This window comes from Flexibacter flexilis DSM 6793 (genome assembly GCF_900112255.1).
Taxonomy (GTDB): Bacteria; Bacteroidota; Bacteroidia; order Cytophagales; family Flexibacteraceae; genus Flexibacter; species Flexibacter flexilis.
Genome location: NZ_FOLE01000004.1, coordinates 89,245 through 112,463 on the forward strand (window position 1 = coordinate 89,245; position 23,219 = coordinate 112,463).

The following is a 23,219-nucleotide window of genomic DNA, read 5'->3' on the forward strand; positions in this document are numbered from 1 at the left end:
CCAAGTGCTAGCCATTGGCAAGGCGGAATACAATGCAGAAAAGCCGCCGAAAAAATAGGAAAAGCACGCCAAAAACCATTGGTTCATTACGATTTTTTGTTTATTTTATAAAATTTCAAATATTTTTTTAAACCCGAAAAATGTTTATAGACGATTTTATTGAAGGCATACGCAGCTATCCCAAAGCATGGTTTTTTATTTCCCAACACAGACTTTGGCATTTTGTATTATGGACTGGGCTATTCAGTATAATACTCTGGTTATCAGGAATTTATGCAGCTTGGTGGCTGGCTGATGCACTGAACAATTACTTATTTTTGTGGTTTGGAGAAAACCTCTGGCAAGGCGGTTTGCTCAAGCAAATTGGGATAGTATTGTTGCTCATTCCGATAATAACGCTCATGCTCAAATTTTACAAATACTTTGTGCTATCCTTGTTTTCGCCCCTACTTTCCATTATCGCCGAGAAAGTACAAGAGATTGATACACAACAAAAAAGCCCAACAGGAATACGCGTATTTTGGAATAATTTTATGCGTAGTTTGTACATGAATTTGCGTAGCCTTGTAGCCGAATTATTCCTGACAGCAGCTTGTTTTGTGATCGCCTTTATCCCGATTATCAATATTTTCACGCCATTGCTGCTGCTAACCGTGGACTCTTACTTTTGGGGTGCGGCTATGCTCGACTATCGGCACGAGTTTCATGGGCTGAACGGCAAGGACAGCATGGCCTGGACTAAAAAGCACAAGGGATTGGCTATTGCCAACGGTATAGTTTGGAATTTTTTGTTACTGATACCCATAATCGGGGCATTGGTGGGCATCGTCTTGAGCGTAACGGCGGCAGGGCTTGCGGCCAATACTTTACAAAAGAAAGCAAGTTAAGGCTTTGAAGCCCAATCGCATTACATAAAAAAATATGTGATTGGGCTTCAATAATTCATATTAAATTTTTACTAAACGGTAATTTTCATTTGTGAAAATCTCGCCGTCTTCGCGCTTTACGCGGTAGGTAATGATACCATTTCGCTTCAAAAAAAGAGGCTGAATTACCGAACCTGTACAAACGTAAGTCTCGCCATCATAAATCTTCACAAAATCGCCAGTTTTGAGCGTAGATGTTTCATAAATGATGCGATTAACCACATCGGCACGCTTCTGCATAAATTCACCGATTTTTTTGTCCATCTCAGCAATAAGCCTGAGTTTGTCCTCTGGAATGCTATGTGTCATTTTTGTTAATCAATTAAAATTATCAAACTTTCCTCTTTAGTAAAAAAACTACTACAATAAAAAATGTATATCCGCGAAAATACAACAAAAAACAATAAACTCATACGAGACCGCACAAAGTTTATGTTATTTTGTTGAATTTTTTCGCCATAACAAAGCACACTCATTGCACTTATTTAACATAATGCAATAAGTTGGCTATAAATTTCGGCCAATAAGACATCGGCTCGCGCAGCCACTGCCACAATTTCCTCTATGTTTACAGATTGTAAATTATCAGGATCACACTCGTCGGTAAGTGCCGAAATCGCTGCGCAACGCAATCCCATCTGATGCCCAACAATCACTTCTGGCACTGTGGACATGCCCACCGCATCCGCGCCAATCATACGCAAAAAGCGATACTCCGCGCGGGTTTCCAATTGAGGCCCAAGCACGGCCACGTACACGCCTTCGTGTATAGCAATACCTTTACTTTGTGCTATTTGCTTGATTTTATCGCATAAATCCGCCGAATAAGGTTGGCTCATGTCTGGAAAACGATCGCCAAACTCGTCTAAATGCTTGCCTACCAGCGGACTACTCCCCAGCAAATTGATGTGGTCGTTGAGCAACATTATTTCTCCTTTTTTGTAAGAAAGATTTAATGCACCTGCCGCATTAGACAATAATAAAGTTTTGATTCCCAGCCATTTCATTACGCGTATCGGGAACGTAATTTGCTGAAAAGTATGACCTTCGTACGCATGCATGCGGCCTTGCATCAACAAGACTTTGCGCCCTGCAATCGTACCATACAGCAAGCGGCCTTTGTGTTGCGCCACCGTAGCAGGTACAAAATTGGGGATTTCGGAATAGCTTACACTTACTTCTACTTCCATGCGCTCGGCCAACGCATTAAGGCCAGTACCCAACACTACGCCTACTTCTGGAGCTGTAATCCCTTTGCCGCGCAAAAATTCGGCAGTTTGTTCTATTTGTTCAATAATATTCATGTGATTTGGGGCAAATTGGTGTTTTTATTTCACCATTTTACAAAATTTATCTAAAAAAAAGCCGCACAATCGACTAGCTATGGCGGCTAATGTAATAGGTTTTTATTTGATAAGTAATAACACTTTCAGAAAATCAGGACGCAATCAGCACAATGGCCAGCACCGCCAAAGCCAAGCCCAATTTGTTCAGCAAAAGAAGTTTTTCTTTGAAAGCAAACATGGCCACCACCGCCGAAACCAAAATTACACCAATATTGGCCACAGGATACACAAACGCACCATCATTGTTGTAAGCGTGCAAGGCTTTTAGCAAAAAATAAACCGAAAAATAGTTAGGAATCCCCAGCACCAAACCGCCCACCAAATTGCGCAAAGCCAATTTTTCTTGCCCAGTTACCAGACGAATCCCAACCCAAGCAACACCCAAGCAAGCCGCCATCGCAAACAAAGTACATGAAAATAATGCCCTGTCCGCATCCGAATGCAAATGCGTGTTACTAGTATAAGCAAAAAGCGTGTCTATCATGCCGCTGCCCACAAAAACGCCCACAGGCAACAGTACCATTTGCCAAACAGGAATTTGTGATTGCTGTTGCGCCGTCTGCTCCTTCACGGAAGCCAACACCACCGCCGCAATAGCCAACACGACCCCCAAATAATTAGGCCAAGTGTAATGTTCGGCGGTTCTAAAAATAAAAATAGCGGCAAGCACAGGCATCACCATCGCAATTTTGGCGGCGACAGAGGCCACCGTAAGCCCAATGCGTTGGGTGGTGAGAGCCACCAAATAAAATATCGAAATAAATAAAAAACCTAAGATTAAGCCCCAAACTATCCACTCGGAGGCATTTCGTACCGAATGTTCTACGGCACTCATATCATCAATAAAAAACAAGCTTTCGATAAGACAAACGATATAATTTATCACTAAAGCCTGTATCGTAGAAACATTGTATTTTTGGTACAAACTAAAAATAACAAAAAAAGAACTTGTTAGTAAAATGCTGATTATTAGGTATATCATAAATAGTTTTTAATAAATAAAGACAAAACAATGCTTTCGCCCAGCCCATTTGGGGGCGCGAATAAACACATTTTGACGCAGAAAAAAGGAGGTATTTACAAATAAAATTTCTTCTGAAGCAAGTAATGCTCTACTTCTTGCGGCACTAAATAGCGGACAGATGCACCCAACCGCAAACATTTACGAATAAACGTAGCAGAAATATCTAGCAGCGGTGCTTCTACCATGCGTACGCGTTCGTGCATTTGCAAATCCGAAGGCTTCGACTGCGGACGCGGATACACATACAAGCCAAACTCATCAAGTATCTGTTGGGCATTTTTCCACTTCGGAAAATCGGCCAAATTGTCCCCGCCAATAATCAAAACAAAATCGTGTTTTGGGTATTTTTGGCGCAAAAGCAATAGCGTATCAATGGTATAACTTGGGCGTGTCATGGCAAATTCTACGTCCGACACTGAAAAATTAGCATTATCAAAAATGGCTTTTTCGACCATATCAAGGCGGTCGAACTCATGCAGCAAATCCTTTTGTTTCTTGAAAGGATTCTGAGGCGAAACAATAAACCAAACACGGTCTAAATCAGTGGTTTCTACCATCGTGTTGGCTACAATCAAATGCCCAATATGAATGGGATTGAAAGAGCCGAAAAAAAGTCCTATTTTCATATAAAAACAAACTAATAGTCTATTAGACCATTATTTTTAATCAAAAACACCATGTTTGCTATACAGCAAGCCGATCGAAAAACCAAAGCGTAACGGAAACGAATATTTGCTGGTGCGCACTTGCTGAAAAACCAATGCATCAGGGACATTCGTTTGGCGATAAGCCGCCGCAATGCCTGCATACATATCCGCGGAAAGCGTTAAATGCCGACTCAATGTCCAAAAAAGGCGATTCCCTGCCGTAACAGCCAACTCTATCCTAGTTTCATTGGCCTTATACTCTTTGTAATAAGAGGTTAAAGAGTCTGTCATTTCTGTTACTTTCGCCGAATAATCTACCTGCGAGAAACGCACTTCCTGCGAAATATAAAAACTACCTGCGCCTCCATTAGGGTGGTAAAGTTTTTGTCTGAAATCTACATTAAAGCCATTTTTATACAACCTATCGGGCTGAATAGTGCCACCATGTTCGCTAAAAAACGGATTGCGCAAAACCGTATAACGCAACTCATAACCCAAACGCTCATGCCAATAATATTCTATACTGATGGGCAATTCATTGAACATAATCGGCAGCGGATTGAACGAAAGCATTAACCCTTTCGACTCATTGATGCGTTTTACAAAATAGCGAGGCAAACGTTTCTTTTGAATAAAATCAGGCTTTCCCGTCGGTTTTACGTGTACCACAGGAAGTGGCTTCACCGTATCGGCAGGAGCCGGATTATGTTTACTTACAGGCAATTCTTTATTATAAAAAGTTTTGTAATAGCCTGCAAATGAACCATCTTCGTTATACAATGACCACTGCCCTACTTTCTGGCCATCTTTGAGCTTGCCAGTCATTTTGATTGTGCCGTTTCGGTACATTCCTTTATACAAACCTTCGCCATTGAGGTATTCGCAACGACCTTCTACTACGCCATCCTCATAATAATAGGTCCAAAGGCCGTGATTTTTGCCATTTTGCAAATATCCTTCTATCCGTAATTTACCATTGTCGTAATATTCTTTGTAAGGCCCATTTCCATTCTCAAAAAAGCCCTCGCCCATGAATTTACCAGACTCATAATACAGCCGCCAATGGCCTTGTTTTTGTCCTTTTTGCTGTTGGCCTTCCGAACTGAGTTTGCCCGACTCATAATAATATTTCCAGTTGCCGTCTAGCTCGCCATTGCTATATGCACCTTCGCTAGCCAACACGCCATTTGCATGATAGAATCGCCAATTCCCTTGTTTTACGCCATTTTTTTCCAAACCTTCGGCTTTGAGTTTTCCGTTTTCATGGAAATACTGCCATAGGCTATCGCTCTTCCCGTTGTCAATAATGCCTTGCATTTTGGGTTCGCCAGTATCATAGACTTCCTTATAAAAACCACGCCCGCGCACATAAAGCGCAGTTGCTTTTTTATTTCCATTTTCGTAATAATACGTCCAAAGGCCTTCATTTTTGCCGTCTTCAATAATGCCTTCGCTCTTGGCATTTCCATTTTCATAATAAAATGCCCAAAGACCAATTTTTTGGCCATCGCGCATCATACCTTTACGGCTCAATTTGCCATTTTCATAAAAATATTTCCAAGATTCTTGTTGCACGCCATTACGCAGCGTGCCCTTCATTTTGGGTTTTCCGTTTTCATAAAAATACTCCCAATAACCCGTCGTTTTGCCTTTGGTATATTGGCCTTGCGTTTTGGTTTGGCCATTATAGTAATACTCCACAAAATCGCCGTGTTGTATGCTGGGCTTATTTTGCATTACAAAATAAACTTGCTTGGGTTTATGTTTAGCCTTGTCATAATATTCCACCATTCGTTTGGTAGGAATATTGGCAGCCGTATGCTGAGCCATTGTATTTTGTACAATCGCCCACAGCATTACTACCAACAAACAAGTTATAATATTTTTATCTCTCATAATAAAAGCCTTCTATTCCTGCGGCTTTGAGTCCTTTTTCGATAATATTGTCATGGTCTGTCGCCAATATTGGTAACTGATTTACAGCAAACCATGCTGCATTGGCTGCATCGTCGGCGGCTTGGGGTTGATGTTGCACAGTGGCAAAACCATAAAACGCAATAGAAATGTTACGGCCTCTTGGATCGCGATGCAAATCGCCAAAAGCATGAAATTGTGTTAGTTCAATACCTTCCAAGCCTGTTTCCTCTCTCAATTCGCGGACTGCACCCTCTTCGAGCGTTTCTTCCATTTCTAAAAAGCCACCAGGACAAGCCCACGTACCTTTATATGGTTCTTTTTTTCGCTGAATCAATAGCACTTCTGCTTGCAAATTTTCAGATAATTTCCTGATAATAAGCGCATCAACACAAACCATTGGGCGCGGATATTCGTAGCAATAACTCATAAATAATTCGGCAGAATACACCTCGTTATAAAACGCGAATTTGTACAAAAAAAACGACAACTACCTGATTTTATTTAGAGAAACAATCCTTTTTTAGCCCTATAAAATAATTTTAACAAGAAACACTACAGTCTCAAGACTTCTCTTCACAGAACGATTTCACAAAAAAACAATGCAAAACCCATTTCCCTTTTTTGGTTGTTATTTTAAGGATCGACTATCCCTAAATTTACCTTAATTTTTGATTTTTTGGCACATTATCCCCCAAAAGCCCCTAACTTTGGCCTATTATCGAAGTAAACGTTTGTTTCATCTAAAATTTTGAACAAAAAACACGCGCCAAGCACTTGGCCACCAGTGTCTTTCTGTTCTGTTTTGTGTACCATGAAAATATTTGCCATAGGCCGCAATTACGCCGACCACGTAAAAGAACTTAACAACGAACGCCCAGAATCGCCAGTGGTTTTTATGAAACCTGACACGGCTCTCTTGCGCGAAAATGCGCCTTTTTATTACCCTGATTTCAGCCAAGACGTTCACCACGAAGTAGAAATCGTGCTCAAAGTTTGCAAAGAAGGCAAGCACATCGACGAAAAATTTGCCCACAAATACTACGACGAACTGGCCATCGGCATCGACTTTACGGCGCGAGACCTGCAACAAAAACTCAAAGAAAAGGGCTTGCCTTGGGAAATTGCCAAAGGTTTTAATGGTTCTGCGCCTGTTTCTAATTTCGTGCCAGTGAGTCAATTTACTGATTTGCAAAATATTAACTTTAGTTTGAATGTAAACGGCCAGTTGCGCCAACAAGGAAATACGCAAATGATGATGTATCGTTTCGATTACATCGTTTCGTATTTGTCCAAATTCTTTACGCTCAAAAAAGGCGACCTTATTTTTACGGGAACACCCGCAGGCGTTGCACCCGTGCAGATTGGCGACCGATTGGAAGCGGCCATCGAGGGCGAAGTAATGCTCGACTTTTTGGTAAAATAAAATCCTGATTTTGTAGGTAGTTTAAATTTCTTTCAAACTTACTTTTTTCTCATATTTCCCAACGGCAAAGCCCTGTATGTCAGCGGTTTTGCTGTTGGGGTTTTTCTGCTTATTATGAAGTATTCGGTAAGAGCTATTTTGTTGATTTTCTGTTGGTTAGGTGTAAATATGGCTCAAGCGCAAATGGTTTCGCGCTATCCCCAAAACTATTTTATGTATCCCATCAACCCTGGCCAAGCCACTTCCCTTACTGGCAACATGGGCGAGTTGCGCACCAACCACTATCACGGCGGTTTGGATATTCGGACGGGTTGGGCGAGCGGCTTGCCTGTGTACGCTGCCGCCGATGGCTACGTGCAGCGTGTGGAAGTGGATACGCGCGGCTACGGCAATGTGATTTATTTGCGCCACCCCAACGGCCTGACGACGGTTTATGCGCATTTGCAAGAATTTTCAGAACCATTGGCCGAATACGTGCGTTCGCGCCAATACGAACGCGAAACTTTCGAGATAGATTTATTTCCCAACAAAAATGAAATTAACTTCAAAAAAGGCGAAGTAATTGCCATTTCGGGCAATACGGGCGGTTCGGGCGGCCCGCACCTGCATTTTGAAATTCGGGATTCGTTGAATAACATTCTAAACCCAATGCTTTTTGGGTTTAAGGAAATTACCGATACGCAACGCCCCTATTTCGGGAAAATGGCCATTAAAACCCTTGACATCAACGCCCGCGTAAATGATGCTTTTGGCCGTGCCGAATTTTTTACCAAACGCATCGACCAAGACGAATACGCCATCGCCAAACCCGTGAAAGTACACGGCAAAATTGGGGTGGAAGTTGTCGTGCGCGACCGCATCAACAACGGTTCGCAACGTGCGGGCATTACCTGCTTGGAAGTGCGCTTGGATGGCCGAGAAGTTTTTTATCACAGCCTCGAAACTTTCCATTTCGATGAGTCGGGAACAATAAATGTACTCATTGATTATGAGCATTATAGAATTTCAGGGGAGCGTTTTCAGCGTTGTTATTTGGCCGACGGCCACCCCGAAAAACCCGAACGCGACGACGACAAAATGGGTTATATTACCATCAAAGACACGTTGCCGCATACGCTTATGATTAGTGCTTGGGACGCAAATCGCAACGGCACACACCTCAACGTAATGTTGCAGGGCGCAAACCCAAAACCCAACCTCAAACTTGCGCCTGTTTTGGGCGTGCTAAAGCCGCGTTTGCAAAAGCATCAACTTTTTGAAAATACACTGAAAATGAGTGTTTTGAATAGCAAAAAAGATTTCTTAACGCTTTTTTCGGGCAAAAAACAATTTCGCGTCCCGCTTAGCTACGTGAAAGAAAAAGAAGCAGTGTTTTTGTGGGATATGCGACGCGGTTTGCCCGATTCGGTGCGCTCGGACACGGTTACTTTGTATCGTTTTCATTTCAAACAAGTAATTCCCCCGAACAAAAGCCTACAATTTTTGTTGGGTGCGCTCAGGCTACAAACCAAACAAATAGTGCTGTTCGACACGCTGTATTTGGAAATGCAACACAACGAACCTGAAGGCACCATTACCATTAACAACCCGCTGATTCCTCTTATCAGTGCCATGAAATTGGGCTTTAAACCCGTAAAAGAAGTATTCGACCGCAGCAAAACGGCGGTTTATATGGAAACTTTCTCCAAAAAATTAAAATATGTCGGGGGAATTTGGGAAGGCGATGCCATTAGTTTTATGACCAAATCGCTGGGGCGTTTCAGGTTGGCAACCGACTCCATTCCGCCCAAAATCAAGCCTGCGGTTATCTCGCGCAATGCCATTCGCGTACACATTTACGATAATTTGTCGGGCATAAAAAGTTTTAGGGCAATGCTCAACGGCCAATGGTTGCTGATGACCTACGAACACAAACAGAATTTGTTGTTTGCCGAACCGCGCCAAAAAGGAATGCCACTTTCGGGCGATTTTGTGCTCACCGTTACCGACAACGCAGGCAACATCACCGAAATAAAACGAAATATTCAGTAATTTTTAAGAAAGGAAAAACCGCTGATAATCTCGGCGGTTTTGTTCATTTAATGCTATATGATTTTAAGAAAAGCAACTGATTCAGAACTTCCCATTATTTGGGAAATATTGCAAGCAGCCATCGCCCAACGCAAACAAGATGGCAGCCGACAATGGCAAGACGGCTACCCTAACCCGCAATCCATTCAGGAAGATTTGAACAACGGTTGGGCGTATGTACTGACAGACGGCACAAATATTTTGGCTTATGCGGCCATCATTTTTGGTATAGAACCCGCCTACAACACCATCGAAGGCCAATGGCTCAGCGAAGGCGAATATGTGGTAATACACCGCGTGGCAACCTCTGCGGCCAGCAAGCAAAAAGGAATCGCTACGTATTTATTTAAAATGATAGAAAATTTATCTATTGAAAATCAAACATATAGCATCAAAGTAGATACCAATTTTGACAATATTCCGATGCTCCGCATTTTAGACAAATTGGGTTACACGTATTGCGGCGAAGTATATTTTCGAGGAAGTGCGCGCCGCGCCTACGAGAAATTACTACCCAAGTAATGCCTTTTCGTCTATAACAGTCTTTCAAAAACTTCATTGAGTTTGGTAACCGTTACTACTTTGATTTGGTAGGCCGACGGGTCAAGGCTTTTGTGGTTGTAACGCGAAATATAAATTTCCTCAAAACCCAATTTTTGAGCTTCGGCAATGCGATTTTCGATGCGATTCACAGCGCGAACTTCGCCACCAAGCCCGACTTCTGCCGCAAAACACACATTTTGCGGAATAGCCACATCTTCGTACGAAGACACCACTGAGGCACAAATAGCCAAGTCCATGGCGGGATCTTCTACTTTCAGGCCGCCCGCAATATTCAGGAACACATCTTGTCCGCCGAGCCTAAAACCGCCACGTTTTTCCAACACCGCCAACAACATATTCAGGCGTTTGGCATCAAAACCCGTACTGGAGCGTTGCGGCGTTCCGTACGTGGCAATACTCACAAGCGACTGTGTTTCAATCAATAGCGGCCTGTTTCCTTCCAAAGAAGCCGCAATCGCCACGCCGCTCAAATCGCCTTCGCGCTGCGAAATCAAGATTTCGGAAGGATTGCTCACTTGGCGAAGCCCCGAACCCAACATTTCGTAAATTCCCAGTTCGGAGGTAGAACCAAAGCGGTTTTTGATAGTGCGCAAAATGCGGTAGGTCAGATGCCTGTCGCCCTCAAACTGCAACACCGTGTCCACCATGTGTTCCAGCACTTTAGGCCCCGCCAAACTGCCGTCTTTGGTGATGTGGCCAATCAGAAATACAGGCGTTCCGCTTTCTTTGGCAAATTTGAGCAGCTCCGCCGTACACTCGCGCACCTGCGAGACGCTACCCGCCCCCGATTCTATAAACGAGGAATGCAGCGTCTGGATAGAATCCACTATCAGCACATCGGGGCGCAATGTTTCGATTTGTTTAAAAACATTTTGCGTACCTGTTTCGGCCAGCACATAGCAGTTACTTGCTCCTGCCGCGATGCGTTCGGCACGCATTTTTATTTGTTGTTCACTTTCTTCACCCGACACATACAACACTTTCAAGTGGCTAAGGCTCAGCGCAATTTGTAACATCAGTGTAGATTTACCAATTCCAGGTTCGCCACCAATCAGCACCAACGAACCGCGCACGATACCGCCACCCAACACGCGATTCAGTTCGGCATCGTTGGTAGAAATGCGGGGCTGTTCTTGATATTGTATCTCGTTGATTGGACGGGGTTTATTGGCGATTTGTAGGCTCGAACTTTGGCCAGCCGTGGCGGCAGCTTTCCAAGAAGTTTTGCCGTCGTCTTTCTGCAAAATTTCTTCTACATACGTGTTCCACTCGCCGCACGAAGGGCATTTGCCCATCCATTTGGGAGAACTTGCGCCACAATTTTGGCAAAAATACGAGGTCTTTTGTTTGGCCATATCTTTAAACTTTCGGCGGTAAAAATAGCATACAAATCCTTTTTTAGTACCTTTGGTAACATTTGTATTGGGCAAAATGGCTTTTATGGCTATTTTTCAAACAAATAATTTCACCAAAAACATTTTGTGTTATGGAATTTAAAGTTAAGTATATTTATATAGTATTAGGTATTTTGTATTTTATTTTCAAACAAATACGCGCCGCGCAAAAGAAACAAAAAGAAGAAGCCGCTTCGCAACAAGGCGAAAAGGCCAGCGTTCCGCAAGTGAGCTTTGAGCAACTGCTCAAACAGATACAAGAGCAAAACTCGCCGCAACCGCAAAACCTTGAGCAAGAAAGCTATACGGGAACATACCGCAACATAGAAGCGGAAAATATGGACGTGTCGGAACGCGAATACAAGCAAGAACGTAAACGCCGCAAAGCCAAAGTACAACGTTACGAATCCATAGAACCCGAAGCGGTGGAGAGTTTCCAAAAATCTATTTTCAAAGAATATAATACGGCTGAAAAGCCTAATCCGTATGCCAAACTTTTGCGCAATCCTAATTCGGTGCGTAAAGCCGTGATTGTGAGCGAATTGCTTAACAAAAAATATTTTTAATACAATTAATTTCAATATACATCTACGCTAACCATTAAAATTTTACCAACATCATTTGATAAAATTTCTATAACCAACAATCTAAATGTCTTTATTTTCTTTACCAAAACTACAACACAACTTATTATTAGCCATAGCCTTTACAATTCCTCTCCCGAAGCTCGTCGGTTTAAATAGTGTGTTAATTGTTATTCTTGCTATTTCGACCATTATTTTTCATATCAAAAACAGGAGTTACTATTTCTTAAAAAACAAAAATATCTGGTTTCTTTCTAGCTTTTTTGGAGCATATCTTATTGCGGGATTATGGACATCCAACCCAAAAGCATACGGCTTTGAATTAGAAAAAAAGGCTACATTACTGCTTTTACCCGTTTGTTTTTCGGGGTTACATTTCTCCAAAAAAGAAATATCTTCTGTGCTATGGGCTTTCGTAATTGCCTGTTGTCTGTTACCAATTATGGGCATAGCAGTTGGCGTTTATCGTAGCTATACTCTTATGGGGTCGTATTGGCATTATGAGTTTTTTTTAGGACAAAGTTTAGTGCATTTTGTTGGTTTGCATCGTGGTTATGTGGCCTTACATACAGGTTTATCAATATTATTTTTACTATTTTTTACTGAAAAAACTAACACAAAAAACATACTAATAGCAAGTTATTTGCTTGTTTTTACATTCTTTTTAAATGCACGAATTGCCATTATTGGGCTAATGCTCATTGCCGTTATTTACAGTATCATGGCCATTCTAAACAAAAATAAAAAAGCAATACTATTTGTAATAGTTGGCTTATTATCAATGATTTGTGTATTGTTTGGTTCTGAAAAATTATCGCATATGACCAAGCAATTATTCACTTTAAACTTTGAGAATGTAACACCACAAACGGTGGACGAATATAACAGTATAGAAATCAGATATTTTATTTGGAAATCGGCTATTGCCACTATTCAAGAAAGCCCCGTGTGGGGATATGGCGCAGGTGCTGGCAATGATGCTTTAGCCAATTATTATAATAAGAGTAATTTCACCTTAGGCCAACGCGACAATTACAATGCACACAATCAATATCTACAAGCCATGCTTGATGCTGGAATAATGGGCTTAATTGTACTAATTAGTTGGTTCGTTTATATGCTCATATTTGCCTACAAACACAAAAGTATTTTTTACTTTTTCTTTGTGTTATATATTGCAGTTAATTGTTTGGCCGAAAATATCTTTTCGATACAAAAAGGCATTGTATTTTTTGCTTTTTTTAACTCAATTATATTTTTCTTTTTGGAACAAAAAAATAAAGAAACAAATTCAACTTATTCGTCTTAAAAAAGACTTGAATTATATAAAAATATACGATGTTAGTAGCAAATAACATACAAAAAAAATACGGCGATTTGTCGGTGTTGCGCGGCATAGACGTAAGTATCCAAACGGGCGAAATTGTGGCCATTGTGGGCGCGTCTGGGGCTGGCAAAAGTACGCTTTTGCAGATTTTGGGCACACTCGACAAACCCGACGGCGGCAAAGTGGAAATCAATGGCCAAGAAGTCGTGGGGCTGAAAGGCAAGGATTTAGCACAATTCCGTAACAAAAACATTGGTTTTGTATTCCAGTTTCACAACCTTTTGCCAGAGTTTACGGCCTTAGAAAACGTCTGTATTCCAGCGTATTTGGGCGGCGCAGAACCCGCCAAGGCACAAGCCAAAGCCACCGAACTACTGGAGCGTTTGGGTTTGGCCGATAGGCTACATCACAAGCCTTCGCAGATGTCGGGCGGCGAGCAGCAGCGCACTTCGGTAGCGCGTGCGTTGGTCAATAATCCCGCCATTATCTTCGCCGACGAACCCAGCGGCAATTTAGATTCACAAAATGCCCAGCAATTGCACGAACTTTTCTTTGAGCTGCGCAAAGAACTTAATCAAACTTTTGTAATAGTAACACACAACCCCCAGTTGGCAGCGATGGCCGACCGCACGCTTACGATGCGCGATGGGCTTGTAGTACAATAACTTGAATTTCAATTATTTATCAACTACCTTTTACAAAATTATCAACCCTAAAAATGAGAAAAATAACAACCGCAATGGCGGTGGTTTGTAGCATTTCGACCATGAACGCCCAAACAAAAATCACGTACCCTGCCACTGCCAAAGGCACGCAAGTAGATACTTATTTCGGTACAAAAATCGCTGACCCTTACCGTTGGCTTGAAGACGACCGCTCCGCCCAAACGGCCGAGTGGGTGAAAGAAGAAAACAAAGTTACTTTCGGGTATTTGGAAAAAATCCCGTTCCGCGACGCACTCAAAAAGCGCATGGAAAAACTTTGGAATTATGAGAAAATCTCTGCGCCGTTCAAGGAAGGCAGCTACACGTATTACTACAAAAACGACGGCCTTCAAAATCAGTCGGTTTTGTATCGCAAAGATGCGGCAGGCAAAGAAGAGGTTTTTCTTGACCCCAATACTTTTTCCAAAGATGGCACAACCTCGCTTGCCAGCGTTGATTTTTCCAAAGACGGCAACATTTGCGCCTATTCCATTTCGGAAGGCGGCAGCGATTGGCGCAAAGTCATGATTATTGATGCAAAAACGAAAAAAACATTAGAAGCGACACTCGTGGACGTGAAATTTAGCGGCATCGCGTGGCGCGGCAACGAAGGTTTCTATTATTCGAGCTACGACAAACCGCAAGGAAGCGAACTTTCGGCTAAAACCGACCAACATAAATTGTATTTCCACAAATTAGGAACGGCACAAAAAGACGACCAAGTTGTTTTTGGTTTGGATAAAAAACGTCGTTACGTGGGCGGTTCTGTAACCGAAGACGGCAAATATTTAGTGATTTCGGCGGCCAACTCTACTTCTGGCAACGAATTGTATATCAAAGATTTAACGAAACAAAACAGCCCGATTATTACACTCGTGGACAATTTTGAAAATGATTTTGATGTGTTGGATAATGAAGGCGGTCGTTTGTTGGTAGCTACCAATTACCAAGCTCCCAACAAAAAAGTAATCGTGGTGGATTTGGCCAAACCAGAAAAAAACAACTGGACAGACCTTATCGCCGAGACCGAAAATGTACTTAGCCCCAGCACAGGCGGCGGTTATATTTTCGCCAATTACATGAAAGATGCCGTTTCGGTTATCAAACAATTTGATTATCAAGGCAAATTGCTGCGCAATGTAGAATTACCAGGTTTGGGAACGGCCAGCGGCTTTGGTGGAAAAAGAACCGAAACAACGCTTTATTATTCGTTCACCAATTACACCACGCCTTCGACGATTTACTCATTTGAAGTAAAAACGGGCGTTTCGGCTGTTTATCAGCGTCCGAAAGTAGATTTCAAATCCGAAGACTACGAGTCGAAGCAAGTATTTTATACGTCCAAAGACGGCACAAAAGTACCGATGATTATTACCTACAAAAAAGGAACACAGCTTAACGGCAAAAATCCAACCATTTTGTACGGTTACGGCGGGTTTAACATTAGCCTTACGCCAAGTTTCAGCATTGCCAACGCGGTTTGGTTGGAAAATGGCGGCGTGTACGCGGTAGCCAACTTGCGGGGCGGCGGCGAATACGGCAAAAAATGGCACGATGCAGGCACGAAACTTCACAAACAAAATGTGTTTGATGACTTTATTGCGGCAGCCGAATTTTTGATAAAAGACAAATACACGTCTTCGGACTTCTTGGCGATTCGCGGAGGCTCAAACGGCGGTTTGTTGGTAGGCGCGACCCTCACGCAACGCCCCGACCTGATGAAAGTGGCATTGCCTGCGGTAGGCGTGTTGGATATGTTGCGTTATCACACCTTTACGGCGGGAGCTGGCTGGGGTTATGATTACGGCACAGCCGAAGACAACAAAGAAATGTTTGAGTACCTAAAAGGCTATTCGCCAGTGCATAACGTGCGCAAAGGCGTGAAATATCCTGCGGTGTTGGTAACCACTGGCGACCATGACGACCGCGTAGTTCCTGCGCATAGCTTTAAGTTTGCGGCGGAGTTGCAAGACAAACAAAGCGGCGCAAACCCCGTGATGATTCGTATAGACGTAAACGCAGGACACGGCGCAGGCAAATCCGTAGCCGCCACCATTCAGGAAAATGTAGATATTCAGGCATTTACGCTTTTCAATATGGGCATTAAGCAACTGCCAAACTTGAAATAACAGTTTGATTTTAACACAAAAAACAATCCCCGCCAGACATACATTTGGCGGGGCATTTTATTATTACAAACAATGTAAATTTCTTATTCGTATAGCTTTTTATCGGCTATCTTTTTGCTCAGTCGCGCATCGTCTTCCGTGCCGAGTTCTTTGGCTTTTTTCCATTGCACCAAAGCGGCTTCTTTGTCGCCGAGCTGGTAAAGCACATCGCCGTAATGCTCAATTACTACGCCGCTTTTAGAGGTTTGAGCGGCTTTTTCCAAATATTTTCGGGCGGCGGTATAGTCTTTGTCCACATAAAGCACCCAGCCGTAAGTATCCAAATACGTGTCTTCGTTAGGCGCGATTTCTACAAGTTTTTCACCCATTTTGCGGGCTTTGCCCAAATGGTCTTTGCGCAAGGACAGATAATAGCTGTAATTGTTCAGCACGTGGGCGTTTTTATCGTCAATTTTTAGCGCAGCGTCATACGATTCGTCCGACTTTTTGTAGTCTTTGGTAGAATGATACGCGTCGCCGAGTTGCGCGTAAATGTCCAATAGCATTTTATCATTGCCGAAGGCCAAACGTCTGCTTTGTTCTAAGGCTGTAATGGCTTTCAGATAATTTTTTTGAATCAAATGCGCCAAGCCATTGTAATACCAAAAGGCCACATTATTCGGGAAATATTCTAAAGCGGCTTCCGTGTGCTTAGCTGTGCTGTCAAACTCATTATTTTCCAAATCCGTTTCCACGATATTAGCCCACAAATTATCGTTGTTGGCATCTAATTTGGCCGAAAGAAGATATTGTTGGCGGGCTTCTTTCTTTTGGTCAGCCAATTTCAGAAAATCGCCATAAGAGGCTAAAGCGCGGCTACTGTTCGGGTGCGTGCTGACGATTATGCGCGAAAGTTTCAATACAAATTCTTTTTCTTCGGGAGTAGAAAATCCTCTAACACGATACATATCAAGGATTTGTATTTTTTCGTCAGCCTCCAACTCCCCATTTTCAAACGCCATCGTCAAATAGTCGTTGGCTTCTTTGGTTTTGCCTTGGCTTCTATAAATATCCGAAAGAAGCAGTTGGGCGTGTGGCTCGTCTGGAAACTGCACCAGTGTTTGTTTTGCCAGTTTTTCCGACTCTTCTATTTTGTTGTTGGCGGCCAAAAGCTCGGCCAAACTTACCTGATAAAGTGGCTCGTCGGGATAGGATTCCATGAGTTTACGGCCTTCTTTTACGGCATCGTCGAGGCGGTTGGTGCGCAAATAAATCTGTTGGCGCGAACGCGAAATTTCTTCGCTTAGTCCTGTTTCTTTTTCCAAACGGTCATATACTTTCAATGCGTCTTTGTATTGCCCATCGTTGATGTACGCGCCAGCCTGCAAGTAATAATATTCGATGTCCGAAGGATACTTCTTGGTCAGTTGCGTGTAGATTTTGGCCGCATCAGCAAAGCGGTTTTGCTTTTCGTAGATTTGCGCCAAAAGCGTATAATAATAGGCGTTGGAATCGTCAAGCTTGAGTGCTTTTTCCGCGTCGGCGACTGCTTCAGGCACTCTATTTTTTTTCAACTTAATTTCAGCCATTTTAAAATACGCCGCCGCATTGTCAGGCGTGTATTGCAATACTTTTTCCAGCGAAGAGAGGGCTTTGTCGTAGTTTTCGAGTAGGTCATATTTCATGGCCTCTACAAAATTTTCTTCTGCTGCCGTGCGATTAGCTGCCGAAACGTCGCCTTTGCGGGCGCGTTGTGCTTGTGTGGGAGTGCTCACAGCCAACATACTGGCCAAGAACGCCGCCGCTAACCATTTACGAGATATATAACCAGTTTTCAGATTCAAAGTAAAATTAATTGGATAGACTACAAAAAACGTTGCGAAATGTATCGCAGTTTTGGCAATAATACAAACCGTTTAACACAAATTAAGCCTTAGAACGCTTGTTGCGTATCCTAAACATTTTGATAAGTGCAGGAATATATTCCTCGGTTGTATTGATGGCCACATAATTAATTTGATTTTTCTTACAAAACGATTCGAGCTGCGCTTTATTTTGGCTAAACTGCTCACTCAGGCCGCCCACAAACTGCGCCGAGGAGGTATTAACCCAAACGGTTTTACCGCGTTCCTTGTCGTAAAGGGGAATAATGCCCAGTTTTGGAAAATTCGTTTCACGCGCATCGGTTACGTGTACTATCACCAAATCGTGCCGACGGGCTAAGGCTTTGAGGGCGTGCTCGTAGTTTTGGTCAATAAAATCAGAAATCAGGATGATAACACTTCGGCGGCGAATAATGTTCAACGCCATATAAATAGCCGTGTTAAGATTGGTTTTGAGCGAAGCGGGTTTGAGCGTAAAAATACTCGTAATGATGCGGTACGCGTAATGCAAGCCTTTGCCCGCCTTGATGTATTTCTCTTTTTTATCCGAAAAACAAAGCGCACCCACATGGCTACCTTCCTTCACGGCAGACAGTGCCAACACGCCGCAAATTTCGCGGCAAACGTCCAATTTTTTGCGTTGCGTGTTGCCGATTTCCTGCGAGGCACTCACGTCCAGCAAGAAAAATACGGTTTGTTCTTTTTCTTCCTTGAATGTTTTTACATACGTTCCGTCGCCTTTGGCACTTACGTTCCAGTCGATCGTTCGCACGTCGTCGCCGTATTGGTATTCGCGCACGTCATTAAATTCCAACCCTGTTCCTTTAAAAACGGAATGGTAATCGCCTTGCATTTGCGTATCTATTACCTTGCGAATTTGTATTTCAAACTTGCGAATTTTCTGCAAAATCTCTTTCATGCCAGCCTGTGGTTTGGGTGTAAAATTTACATTCGTTCCAATGCCTTCAGCTCTTGCTCAAAGCCGCCCGACAGAATCGGGAAACGACACCAACTCCGCGAATCTACATTAAAATCATCTAAATGAAACGATGGCGCAATACGTTCGCGTTTCCATTGGTTACGCGTCCATAGCCTGAAAAACTTGATAATGTGTGCTTTAAGCAAAACGTCATCTTCCAGATTTTGGGTGCGAAGCGCGGTGTAAACTTCCACAGGCGAGCGGCGGTCGCGAATGGCAACCACTTCTATTTCGCGCAAAATATGGTAAGGCATCAAATCTTTTTCGTCGGTTTGCACGCGTTCCAGCGGTCGCAATTCCGCCGAAGGTGCCAAATTGTTTACATAATTTAAGCCATAATAGCCCAAATATTGCTCCGCCCAAACGAGCCAATGACGGATAAAATCTTTGTCCACGCCTGCAATCGGCGCAATACTGCCCGACGTGTCGCCGTCCATTGTGGCATAGCCAACATCGCCTTCGCTGCGGTTGGAAGTGGTGATAAGCAAGGCGTTACGCACATTGGTCAGCAGCCAAATGATAGGCGAACGGCTACGGGCTTGTATGTTTTGCAAGGCGATGTCGTCGTGTTCCCATGTGAGGGCGCGGCCAATGGCATTTTCTATTTTTTGGGTATAAGAAATTACTTCTTCATCTATTTTCCATTCATAAAATAAAGCTCCCACCGAATCGGCCAAGCTTTTAGCAGAAGCAAAAGTATCTTCTGAGGAGTTGCGCGTACCCTGATACGCACACGTAAGCAACTGTTTTACAATGGCTTTTTCCAAGATTTCGCCATGAAGTCCCGCCAACGGTTCGGTATTCAGCCACGTTATTTTTTGCAAAAAGCCTTCCAACTCGATTTCGGCTAAGGCGCGATGTACCATTTCGGCCACCAACACGGCGCAAGCCGACGAGTCCGCGCCACCACTCAACGACAGTACAAAACCTTTGCTGTGGCTTTTGCGCATATAGTCGAAAAGTGCCAACGGAACGGCTTCGGCAAACTCCGTAAATTTGTCTTGGTCGTCGTCATTGAGCGGCAAAACAGGCGTAAGGCTCGCGTCTGTCAGGTGCACAGGTGCACTCACCAAGTTTACATTTTTATAAGAAAAACGGTTGTTGCGCTGCACCAAATGGCCGTTTTGCGCAATCATAATTTCTCCGTCATAAATCATGCGGCCAGCTTCATTGCCCAACAAATTGACATACAAATAAGTACAGTTCATTTGCTGGCTGCCGCCGACCACGATTTTTTCACGGATTTTGGTTTTGCCAAAAGCACAATGACTAGCACTCGGATTCAGGACGAGTTTTACGCCGTGTTTTTCGCAATGCTCCAACCCAGGTCGCAAGTTGCCGCGCCAAGCGTCTTCGCATATTTCAAAGCTGATTTTCAGGCCATTTACATCATAAACTACATCGCCAAACGGATATTTTTGGCCTTGCCATTCCCATTCGATGCGTTTGTGTGTAGGCCAAGCCGTAAACCAACGCGGTTCGTAGTGCACGCCTTCATTAGCCAAAAATTGCTTGGCCGAAATGCCCAATAACTGCCCGTTGTGAATCAGAGCGGCACAATTGTAAGTAAGTCCTTCGAGGCGAATGGGCAAACCTACGCTTACGGTAATGCCCTGACACAGTGGCACGATGTCGGCCAATTGCTCAAGGGCTTTGGCGGGTAGCCATTCGGAAAGGAAAGTATCTTCGCAGCCATAACCCGAAATACATAGTTCGGGAAGGCAAAGAACGGCTATTTTTTCGCGGCGAGCCTGCTCGATGGCTTCTGCAATGTTATTGAAATTACCTGTCCAGTCGAATGGGGTTTGGTTCAGGGCTGCGCCTGCGATGTATGTGAGGGAGTTAGGCATTAACTTCTGAAATTTCGGGAATAAATTATTTGTAGGCCGTACTCAAATCAAAGAAACCAAAAGATGATTGGTAGGCTTTGAACAAATTGACCATATATTGATTGTAAGACGTGGAAAGTGCCGCGTACATTTTGGCTTTGATGCGTGCGTCGCGCTCAAATACCGCCAATAAATTGGCTTGCGGCAACACATACATTTCGGCTACTTCGCTGGTAACGATGGCATTATAAATGCGTTTGGCATTGGGAATAAGTGAATTGTCGCCCAACGTTTGATGGGTACTTACACTGGTCAGATATTCGGTTTTGTCGCTTAGGGTAATGCTAAGTGAAATCTGGCCTTTTTGGATAATGTACAAGGCCTGACTTGGGTCGTTACGAAAAAAAACAACCTCATTTTCTTTGTATTGGCGCAAATACAAATACGGCAGAAAGTTATACAATTCGTCTTGCGTAAGCTCGCTAAAAAGTGTTGCTTTTTGCAAAAAACGAAAAATATCTAACTCTTCTGCGTTATATGATTTTCGAAAGGGATTGAGCATCTGGTAATTATAAGTAAGGATAGTAAATTGAAAATATCGCGGCGGTAAATGACTGATTTTATTCTATAAAATGCGCTACCGCAAAGGCCGCCGCTGCCGCCAATGTACCGATAAGTGTAACTTTCACAGCACCCCAAACAGGAGGCTGGCCAGTCATTTTACTTTTGAAATAACCGAAAGCAAACAAACACAACAGCGTCACCGCACACGAATACATCAGGCCATGCAGCGCGTCTTGTGCAAAGAAATAGGGCGTAAGCGGAATAATACCGCCAATAGCATACGAAAGCCCAATGGTGAGGGCACTTTTGCGGGCACGGTTCACGTCGGGTTTTTCGAGACCAAGCTCGTAGCGCATCATAAAATCCACCCATTTATCTTTGTCTTTGGCCAGTTCTTCTACTACAAGTTCTTGAGAATGAGGGCTAAGGCCCCATTCGGCAAAAATTTCGCGTATTTCGGCTTTTTCGCGTTCGGGCAAATGCTCCACTTCCCAGTATTCGCGTTTGAGTTCGGCGGCATAGTGTTCTTGTTCGGTTTTGCCCGCCAAATAGCCACCTAATCCCATGGCAATAGATCCCGCCACGATTTCGGCAATACCTGCTGTAGTTACAATGTTCGTACTGGCGACAGCACCACTAAGACCCGCCGAAAGCGCAAAAGGAACAGTAAGCCCATCAGACATACCAATAACAACATCAGTGATAAATTGTGAACTGGTAAGATGCTCTTCTTTGTGTGGGTGCGAATGATGTTGCATATTTTTATGAAAAATAAAATAAAAAATATTGTTTGGTCAATTAAATTCAAAACAGACGACAGAAACAAAATTACAACAGATATATTGGCTATTCAAAATTTATTTATAGATTGGCGCAATATTCTCTTACTGTTTTCTCTTGCGTAAAAAAATATTATGAAAACTTCTACGGGACGTTTATTTAGTAATTTGGTATTGAGTTGGGCGGCAATAGCTGCTTTGCAGGCGTGTTCGGGCGGCAGTAACGAGCAAAAAGCCGTTAAAGAAATAAAATTAGATACGGTGCAAACGGCTGAAATTTCCGAGAAATTAGAAACGAGTATTTCAAATTTGCCATCACCCGTGGACGTGGTAACACAACTTAGTTTGTCTAAAGTTTCGTACAAGCACGAATGGCTTAGCAACCCGAATCATGCAACAAATTATTATGCAACTCCCACCAAACAAGCCCTGAATTTGGGTGTTTACATGGCGGATTTGGGTTATACTTGTTCTTATTTTCAGGTGCAAGATGCGGTAAATCGTTTGGCCTCAACCAAAAAATTATCGGAAGAACTTTCGATGCTAAACAACTATGAGACATCGTTGATGACGCGCTTTGAGTCTAATCTTAAAAATAGAGATTCGCTCATTAATATTGTACGCGAAGTGTATTATTCGGCAGACGATTATTTGCGCAAAAATAAACGCGCTGATGTGGCGGCCATTATGCTCACAGGAGCTTGGGCGGAAGGCCTGTATCTTTCCACGCAAGTGAACAAGTCGTTCCCTAAGTCCATGGCGGATTCTACGCAACACAAAGCACATAAATCCATTATGGCACAGATTGGTTACCAGAAAAAAACTTTACCATACTTAATTTCCGCACTAGAAAAAATTCATTCGGAGTCGGATTTGAAGGAAATTATTGACAAACTCAAGATCATGGAAGGTACTTTTGCGAAAGTAGAAATAAAGGATCCTGCGCTTAACGATACGCTTCCAGATATTACCAAACTCAGCGACGCAGGCGAAATTACAGACATTACAGTACTGGGCATTGCTAATAATGTGGCGATTACGCCAGAGGTAGTAGCCGAAATTACAAAAGAAGTAGAAGAATTGCGGGAGTTGATTATCAGCAAATAACGCAGTAACGACATCTCTTATTATACCTAAAAGCGGTTGGTTTT

21 protein-coding genes are annotated in these 23,219 nt (G+C 43.0%); 9 read left to right on the forward strand and 12 right to left on the reverse strand.

The genetic code is table 11. The features are described from left to right. Window positions 1-140 precede the first annotated feature (140 nt). Window positions 141-887 (forward strand): EI24 domain-containing protein, encoded by a 747-nt coding sequence (locus tag BM090_RS08060; RefSeq protein WP_091510543.1) that lies wholly within the window; start codon window positions 141-143, stop codon window positions 885-887. Window positions 888-947: 60 nt separating this feature from the next. Here BM090_RS08060 and BM090_RS08065 read toward each other — a convergent pair whose 3' ends face one another. The 6 genes from BM090_RS08065 to BM090_RS08090 form a co-directional block, all read right to left on the reverse strand. Beyond that, complete coding sequence (locus tag BM090_RS08065) at window positions 948-1,235, reverse strand: hypothetical protein (protein WP_091510546.1); 288 nt, start codon at window positions 1,233-1,235, stop codon at window positions 948-950. Window positions 1,236-1,411: 176 nt separating this feature from the next. After that, window positions 1,412-2,230 carry a purine-nucleoside phosphorylase gene (locus BM090_RS08070; protein ID WP_221405359.1) on the reverse strand — a complete coding sequence of 273 codons (819 nt, stop codon included), beginning with the start codon at window positions 2,228-2,230 and terminating at the stop codon, window positions 1,412-1,414. A 133-nt stretch (window positions 2,231-2,363) separates the two neighbouring features. Further along, window positions 2,364-3,254 carry a hypothetical protein gene (locus BM090_RS08075; protein WP_091510548.1) on the reverse strand — a complete coding sequence of 297 codons (891 nt, stop codon included), beginning with the start codon at window positions 3,252-3,254 and terminating at the stop codon, window positions 2,364-2,366. 95 nt (window positions 3,255-3,349) lie between these two features. Continuing rightward, window positions 3,350-3,922: a nicotinate (nicotinamide) nucleotide adenylyltransferase gene (nadD, locus tag BM090_RS08080; protein ID WP_091510551.1), complete on the reverse strand. Its 573-nt coding sequence runs from the start codon at window positions 3,920-3,922 to the stop codon at window positions 3,350-3,352. A 36-nt stretch (window positions 3,923-3,958) separates the two neighbouring features. After that, a complete protein-coding gene (locus BM090_RS08085; RefSeq protein ID WP_091510554.1) occupies window positions 3,959-5,839 on the reverse strand; it encodes a toxin-antitoxin system YwqK family antitoxin in 1,881 nt (626 codons plus the stop codon). Further along, window positions 5,829-6,308: an NUDIX domain-containing protein gene (locus BM090_RS08090; protein WP_221405360.1), complete on the reverse strand. Its 480-nt coding sequence runs from the start codon at window positions 6,306-6,308 to the stop codon at window positions 5,829-5,831. Before BM090_RS08090 ends, BM090_RS08085 begins: the two co-directional genes overlap by 11 nt. Before the next feature lie 363 nt (window positions 6,309-6,671). Between BM090_RS08090 and BM090_RS08095 the strand changes: the two genes are divergently transcribed. The 3 genes from BM090_RS08095 to BM090_RS08105 all read left to right on the forward strand — a co-directional run bounded on the left by BM090_RS08095 (window position 6,672) and on the right by BM090_RS08105 (window position 9,875). After that, window positions 6,672-7,283: a fumarylacetoacetate hydrolase family protein gene (locus BM090_RS08095; RefSeq protein ID WP_091510555.1), complete on the forward strand. Its 612-nt coding sequence runs from the start codon at window positions 6,672-6,674 to the stop codon at window positions 7,281-7,283. A gap of 168 nt (window positions 7,284-7,451) precedes the next feature. After that, a complete protein-coding gene (locus BM090_RS08100) occupies window positions 7,452-9,314 on the forward strand; it encodes a M23 family metallopeptidase (protein WP_221405361.1) in 1,863 nt (620 codons plus the stop codon). Window positions 9,315-9,371: 57 nt separating this feature from the next. Further along, window positions 9,372-9,875, forward strand: a complete 504-nt coding sequence (locus BM090_RS08105) for a GNAT family N-acetyltransferase (protein WP_091510561.1) — start codon at window positions 9,372-9,374, stop codon at window positions 9,873-9,875. An 11-nt stretch (window positions 9,876-9,886) separates the two neighbouring features. On the opposite strand, the gene radA is transcribed toward BM090_RS08105, so the two are convergent. Next, window positions 9,887-11,272, reverse strand: coding sequence for a DNA repair protein RadA (gene radA, locus BM090_RS08110; RefSeq protein WP_091510563.1), 1,386 nt, complete (start codon window positions 11,270-11,272; stop codon window positions 9,887-9,889). 131 nt (window positions 11,273-11,403) lie between these two features. Between radA and BM090_RS08115 the strand changes: the two genes are divergently transcribed. From BM090_RS08115 to BM090_RS08130, 4 genes are all read left to right on the forward strand, one after another. Beyond that, window positions 11,404-11,877 carry a hypothetical protein gene (locus BM090_RS08115; RefSeq protein ID WP_091510565.1) on the forward strand — a complete coding sequence of 158 codons (474 nt, stop codon included), beginning with the start codon at window positions 11,404-11,406 and terminating at the stop codon, window positions 11,875-11,877. Between the two features lie 85 nt (window positions 11,878-11,962). Beyond that, window positions 11,963-13,204 (forward strand): O-antigen ligase family protein, encoded by a 1,242-nt coding sequence (locus tag BM090_RS08120; RefSeq protein ID WP_091510568.1) that lies wholly within the window; start codon window positions 11,963-11,965, stop codon window positions 13,202-13,204. Window positions 13,205-13,233: 29 nt separating this feature from the next. Further along, window positions 13,234-13,887 (forward strand): ABC transporter ATP-binding protein, encoded by a 654-nt coding sequence (locus BM090_RS08125; RefSeq protein ID WP_091510570.1) that lies wholly within the window; start codon window positions 13,234-13,236, stop codon window positions 13,885-13,887. 53 nt (window positions 13,888-13,940) lie between these two features. Beyond that, entirely contained in the window at window positions 13,941-16,055 is a 2,115-nt protein-coding gene (locus BM090_RS08130; protein WP_091510572.1) for a prolyl oligopeptidase family serine peptidase, read from the forward strand. Window positions 16,056-16,138: 83 nt separating this feature from the next. Here the strand turns inward: BM090_RS08130 and BM090_RS08135 are convergent, their stop codons facing one another. From BM090_RS08135 to BM090_RS08155, 5 genes are all read right to left on the reverse strand, one after another. Beyond that, window positions 16,139-17,878: a tetratricopeptide repeat protein gene (locus BM090_RS08135; protein ID WP_091510575.1), complete on the reverse strand. Its 1,740-nt coding sequence runs from the start codon at window positions 17,876-17,878 to the stop codon at window positions 16,139-16,141. 82 nt (window positions 17,879-17,960) lie between these two features. Next, complete coding sequence (locus tag BM090_RS08140) at window positions 17,961-18,836, reverse strand: DUF58 domain-containing protein (RefSeq protein ID WP_091510578.1); 876 nt, start codon at window positions 18,834-18,836, stop codon at window positions 17,961-17,963. Window positions 18,837-18,862: 26 nt separating this feature from the next. Further along, window positions 18,863-20,746, reverse strand: coding sequence for a nitrilase-related carbon-nitrogen hydrolase (locus tag BM090_RS08145; protein ID WP_091510581.1), 1,884 nt, complete (start codon window positions 20,744-20,746; stop codon window positions 18,863-18,865). A 25-nt stretch (window positions 20,747-20,771) separates the two neighbouring features. After that, entirely contained in the window at window positions 20,772-21,287 is a 516-nt protein-coding gene (locus tag BM090_RS08150) for a Crp/Fnr family transcriptional regulator (protein WP_091510585.1), read from the reverse strand. A 58-nt stretch (window positions 21,288-21,345) separates the two neighbouring features. Beyond that, window positions 21,346-22,047 (reverse strand): VIT1/CCC1 transporter family protein, encoded by a 702-nt coding sequence (locus BM090_RS08155; protein WP_091510588.1) that lies wholly within the window; start codon window positions 22,045-22,047, stop codon window positions 21,346-21,348. Between the two features lie 156 nt (window positions 22,048-22,203). On the opposite strand from BM090_RS08155, the gene BM090_RS08160 reads away from it, so the two are divergent. Beyond that, a complete protein-coding gene (locus tag BM090_RS08160) occupies window positions 22,204-23,175 on the forward strand; it encodes a hypothetical protein (protein WP_091510592.1) in 972 nt (323 codons plus the stop codon). The last annotated feature ends 44 nt before the right edge of the window (window positions 23,176-23,219 follow it).

Bases quoted from the DNA above. Each gene is read 5' to 3' on its own strand.
- BM090_RS08060 (WP_091510543.1), top strand. From the start codon at position 141: ATGTTTATAGACGATTTTATTGAAGGCATACGCAGCTATCCCAAAGCA.
- BM090_RS08065 (WP_091510546.1), bottom strand. From the start codon at position 1,235: ATGACACATAGCATTCCAGAGGACAAACTCAGGCTTATTGCTGAGATG.
- BM090_RS08070 (WP_221405359.1), bottom strand. From the start codon at position 2,230: ATGAATATTATTGAACAAATAGAACAAACTGCCGAATTTTTGCGCGGC.
- BM090_RS08075 (WP_091510548.1), bottom strand. From the start codon at position 3,254: ATGATATACCTAATAATCAGCATTTTACTAACAAGTTCTTTTTTTGTT.
- nadD (WP_091510551.1), bottom strand. From the start codon at position 3,922: ATGAAAATAGGACTTTTTTTCGGCTCTTTCAATCCCATTCATATTGGG.
- BM090_RS08085 (WP_091510554.1), bottom strand. From the start codon at position 5,839: ATGAGAGATAAAAATATTATAACTTGTTTGTTGGTAGTAATGCTGTGG.
- BM090_RS08095 (WP_091510555.1), top strand. From the start codon at position 6,672: ATGAAAATATTTGCCATAGGCCGCAATTACGCCGACCACGTAAAAGAA.
- BM090_RS08100 (WP_221405361.1), top strand. From the start codon at position 7,452: ATGGCTCAAGCGCAAATGGTTTCGCGCTATCCCCAAAACTATTTTATG.
- BM090_RS08105 (WP_091510561.1), top strand. From the start codon at position 9,372: ATGATTTTAAGAAAAGCAACTGATTCAGAACTTCCCATTATTTGGGAA.
- radA (WP_091510563.1), bottom strand. From the start codon at position 11,272: ATGGCCAAACAAAAGACCTCGTATTTTTGCCAAAATTGTGGCGCAAGT.
- BM090_RS08115 (WP_091510565.1), top strand. From the start codon at position 11,404: ATGGAATTTAAAGTTAAGTATATTTATATAGTATTAGGTATTTTGTAT.
- BM090_RS08120 (WP_091510568.1), top strand. From the start codon at position 11,963: ATGTCTTTATTTTCTTTACCAAAACTACAACACAACTTATTATTAGCC.
- BM090_RS08125 (WP_091510570.1), top strand. From the start codon at position 13,234: ATGTTAGTAGCAAATAACATACAAAAAAAATACGGCGATTTGTCGGTG.
- BM090_RS08130 (WP_091510572.1), top strand. From the start codon at position 13,941: ATGAGAAAAATAACAACCGCAATGGCGGTGGTTTGTAGCATTTCGACC.
- BM090_RS08140 (WP_091510578.1), bottom strand. From the start codon at position 18,836: ATGAAAGAGATTTTGCAGAAAATTCGCAAGTTTGAAATACAAATTCGC.
- BM090_RS08145 (WP_091510581.1), bottom strand. From the start codon at position 20,746: ATGCCTAACTCCCTCACATACATCGCAGGCGCAGCCCTGAACCAAACC.
- BM090_RS08150 (WP_091510585.1), bottom strand. From the start codon at position 21,287: ATGCTCAATCCCTTTCGAAAATCATATAACGCAGAAGAGTTAGATATT.
- BM090_RS08155 (WP_091510588.1), bottom strand. From the start codon at position 22,047: ATGCAACATCATTCGCACCCACACAAAGAAGAGCATCTTACCAGTTCA.
- BM090_RS08160 (WP_091510592.1), top strand. From the start codon at position 22,204: ATGAAAACTTCTACGGGACGTTTATTTAGTAATTTGGTATTGAGTTGG.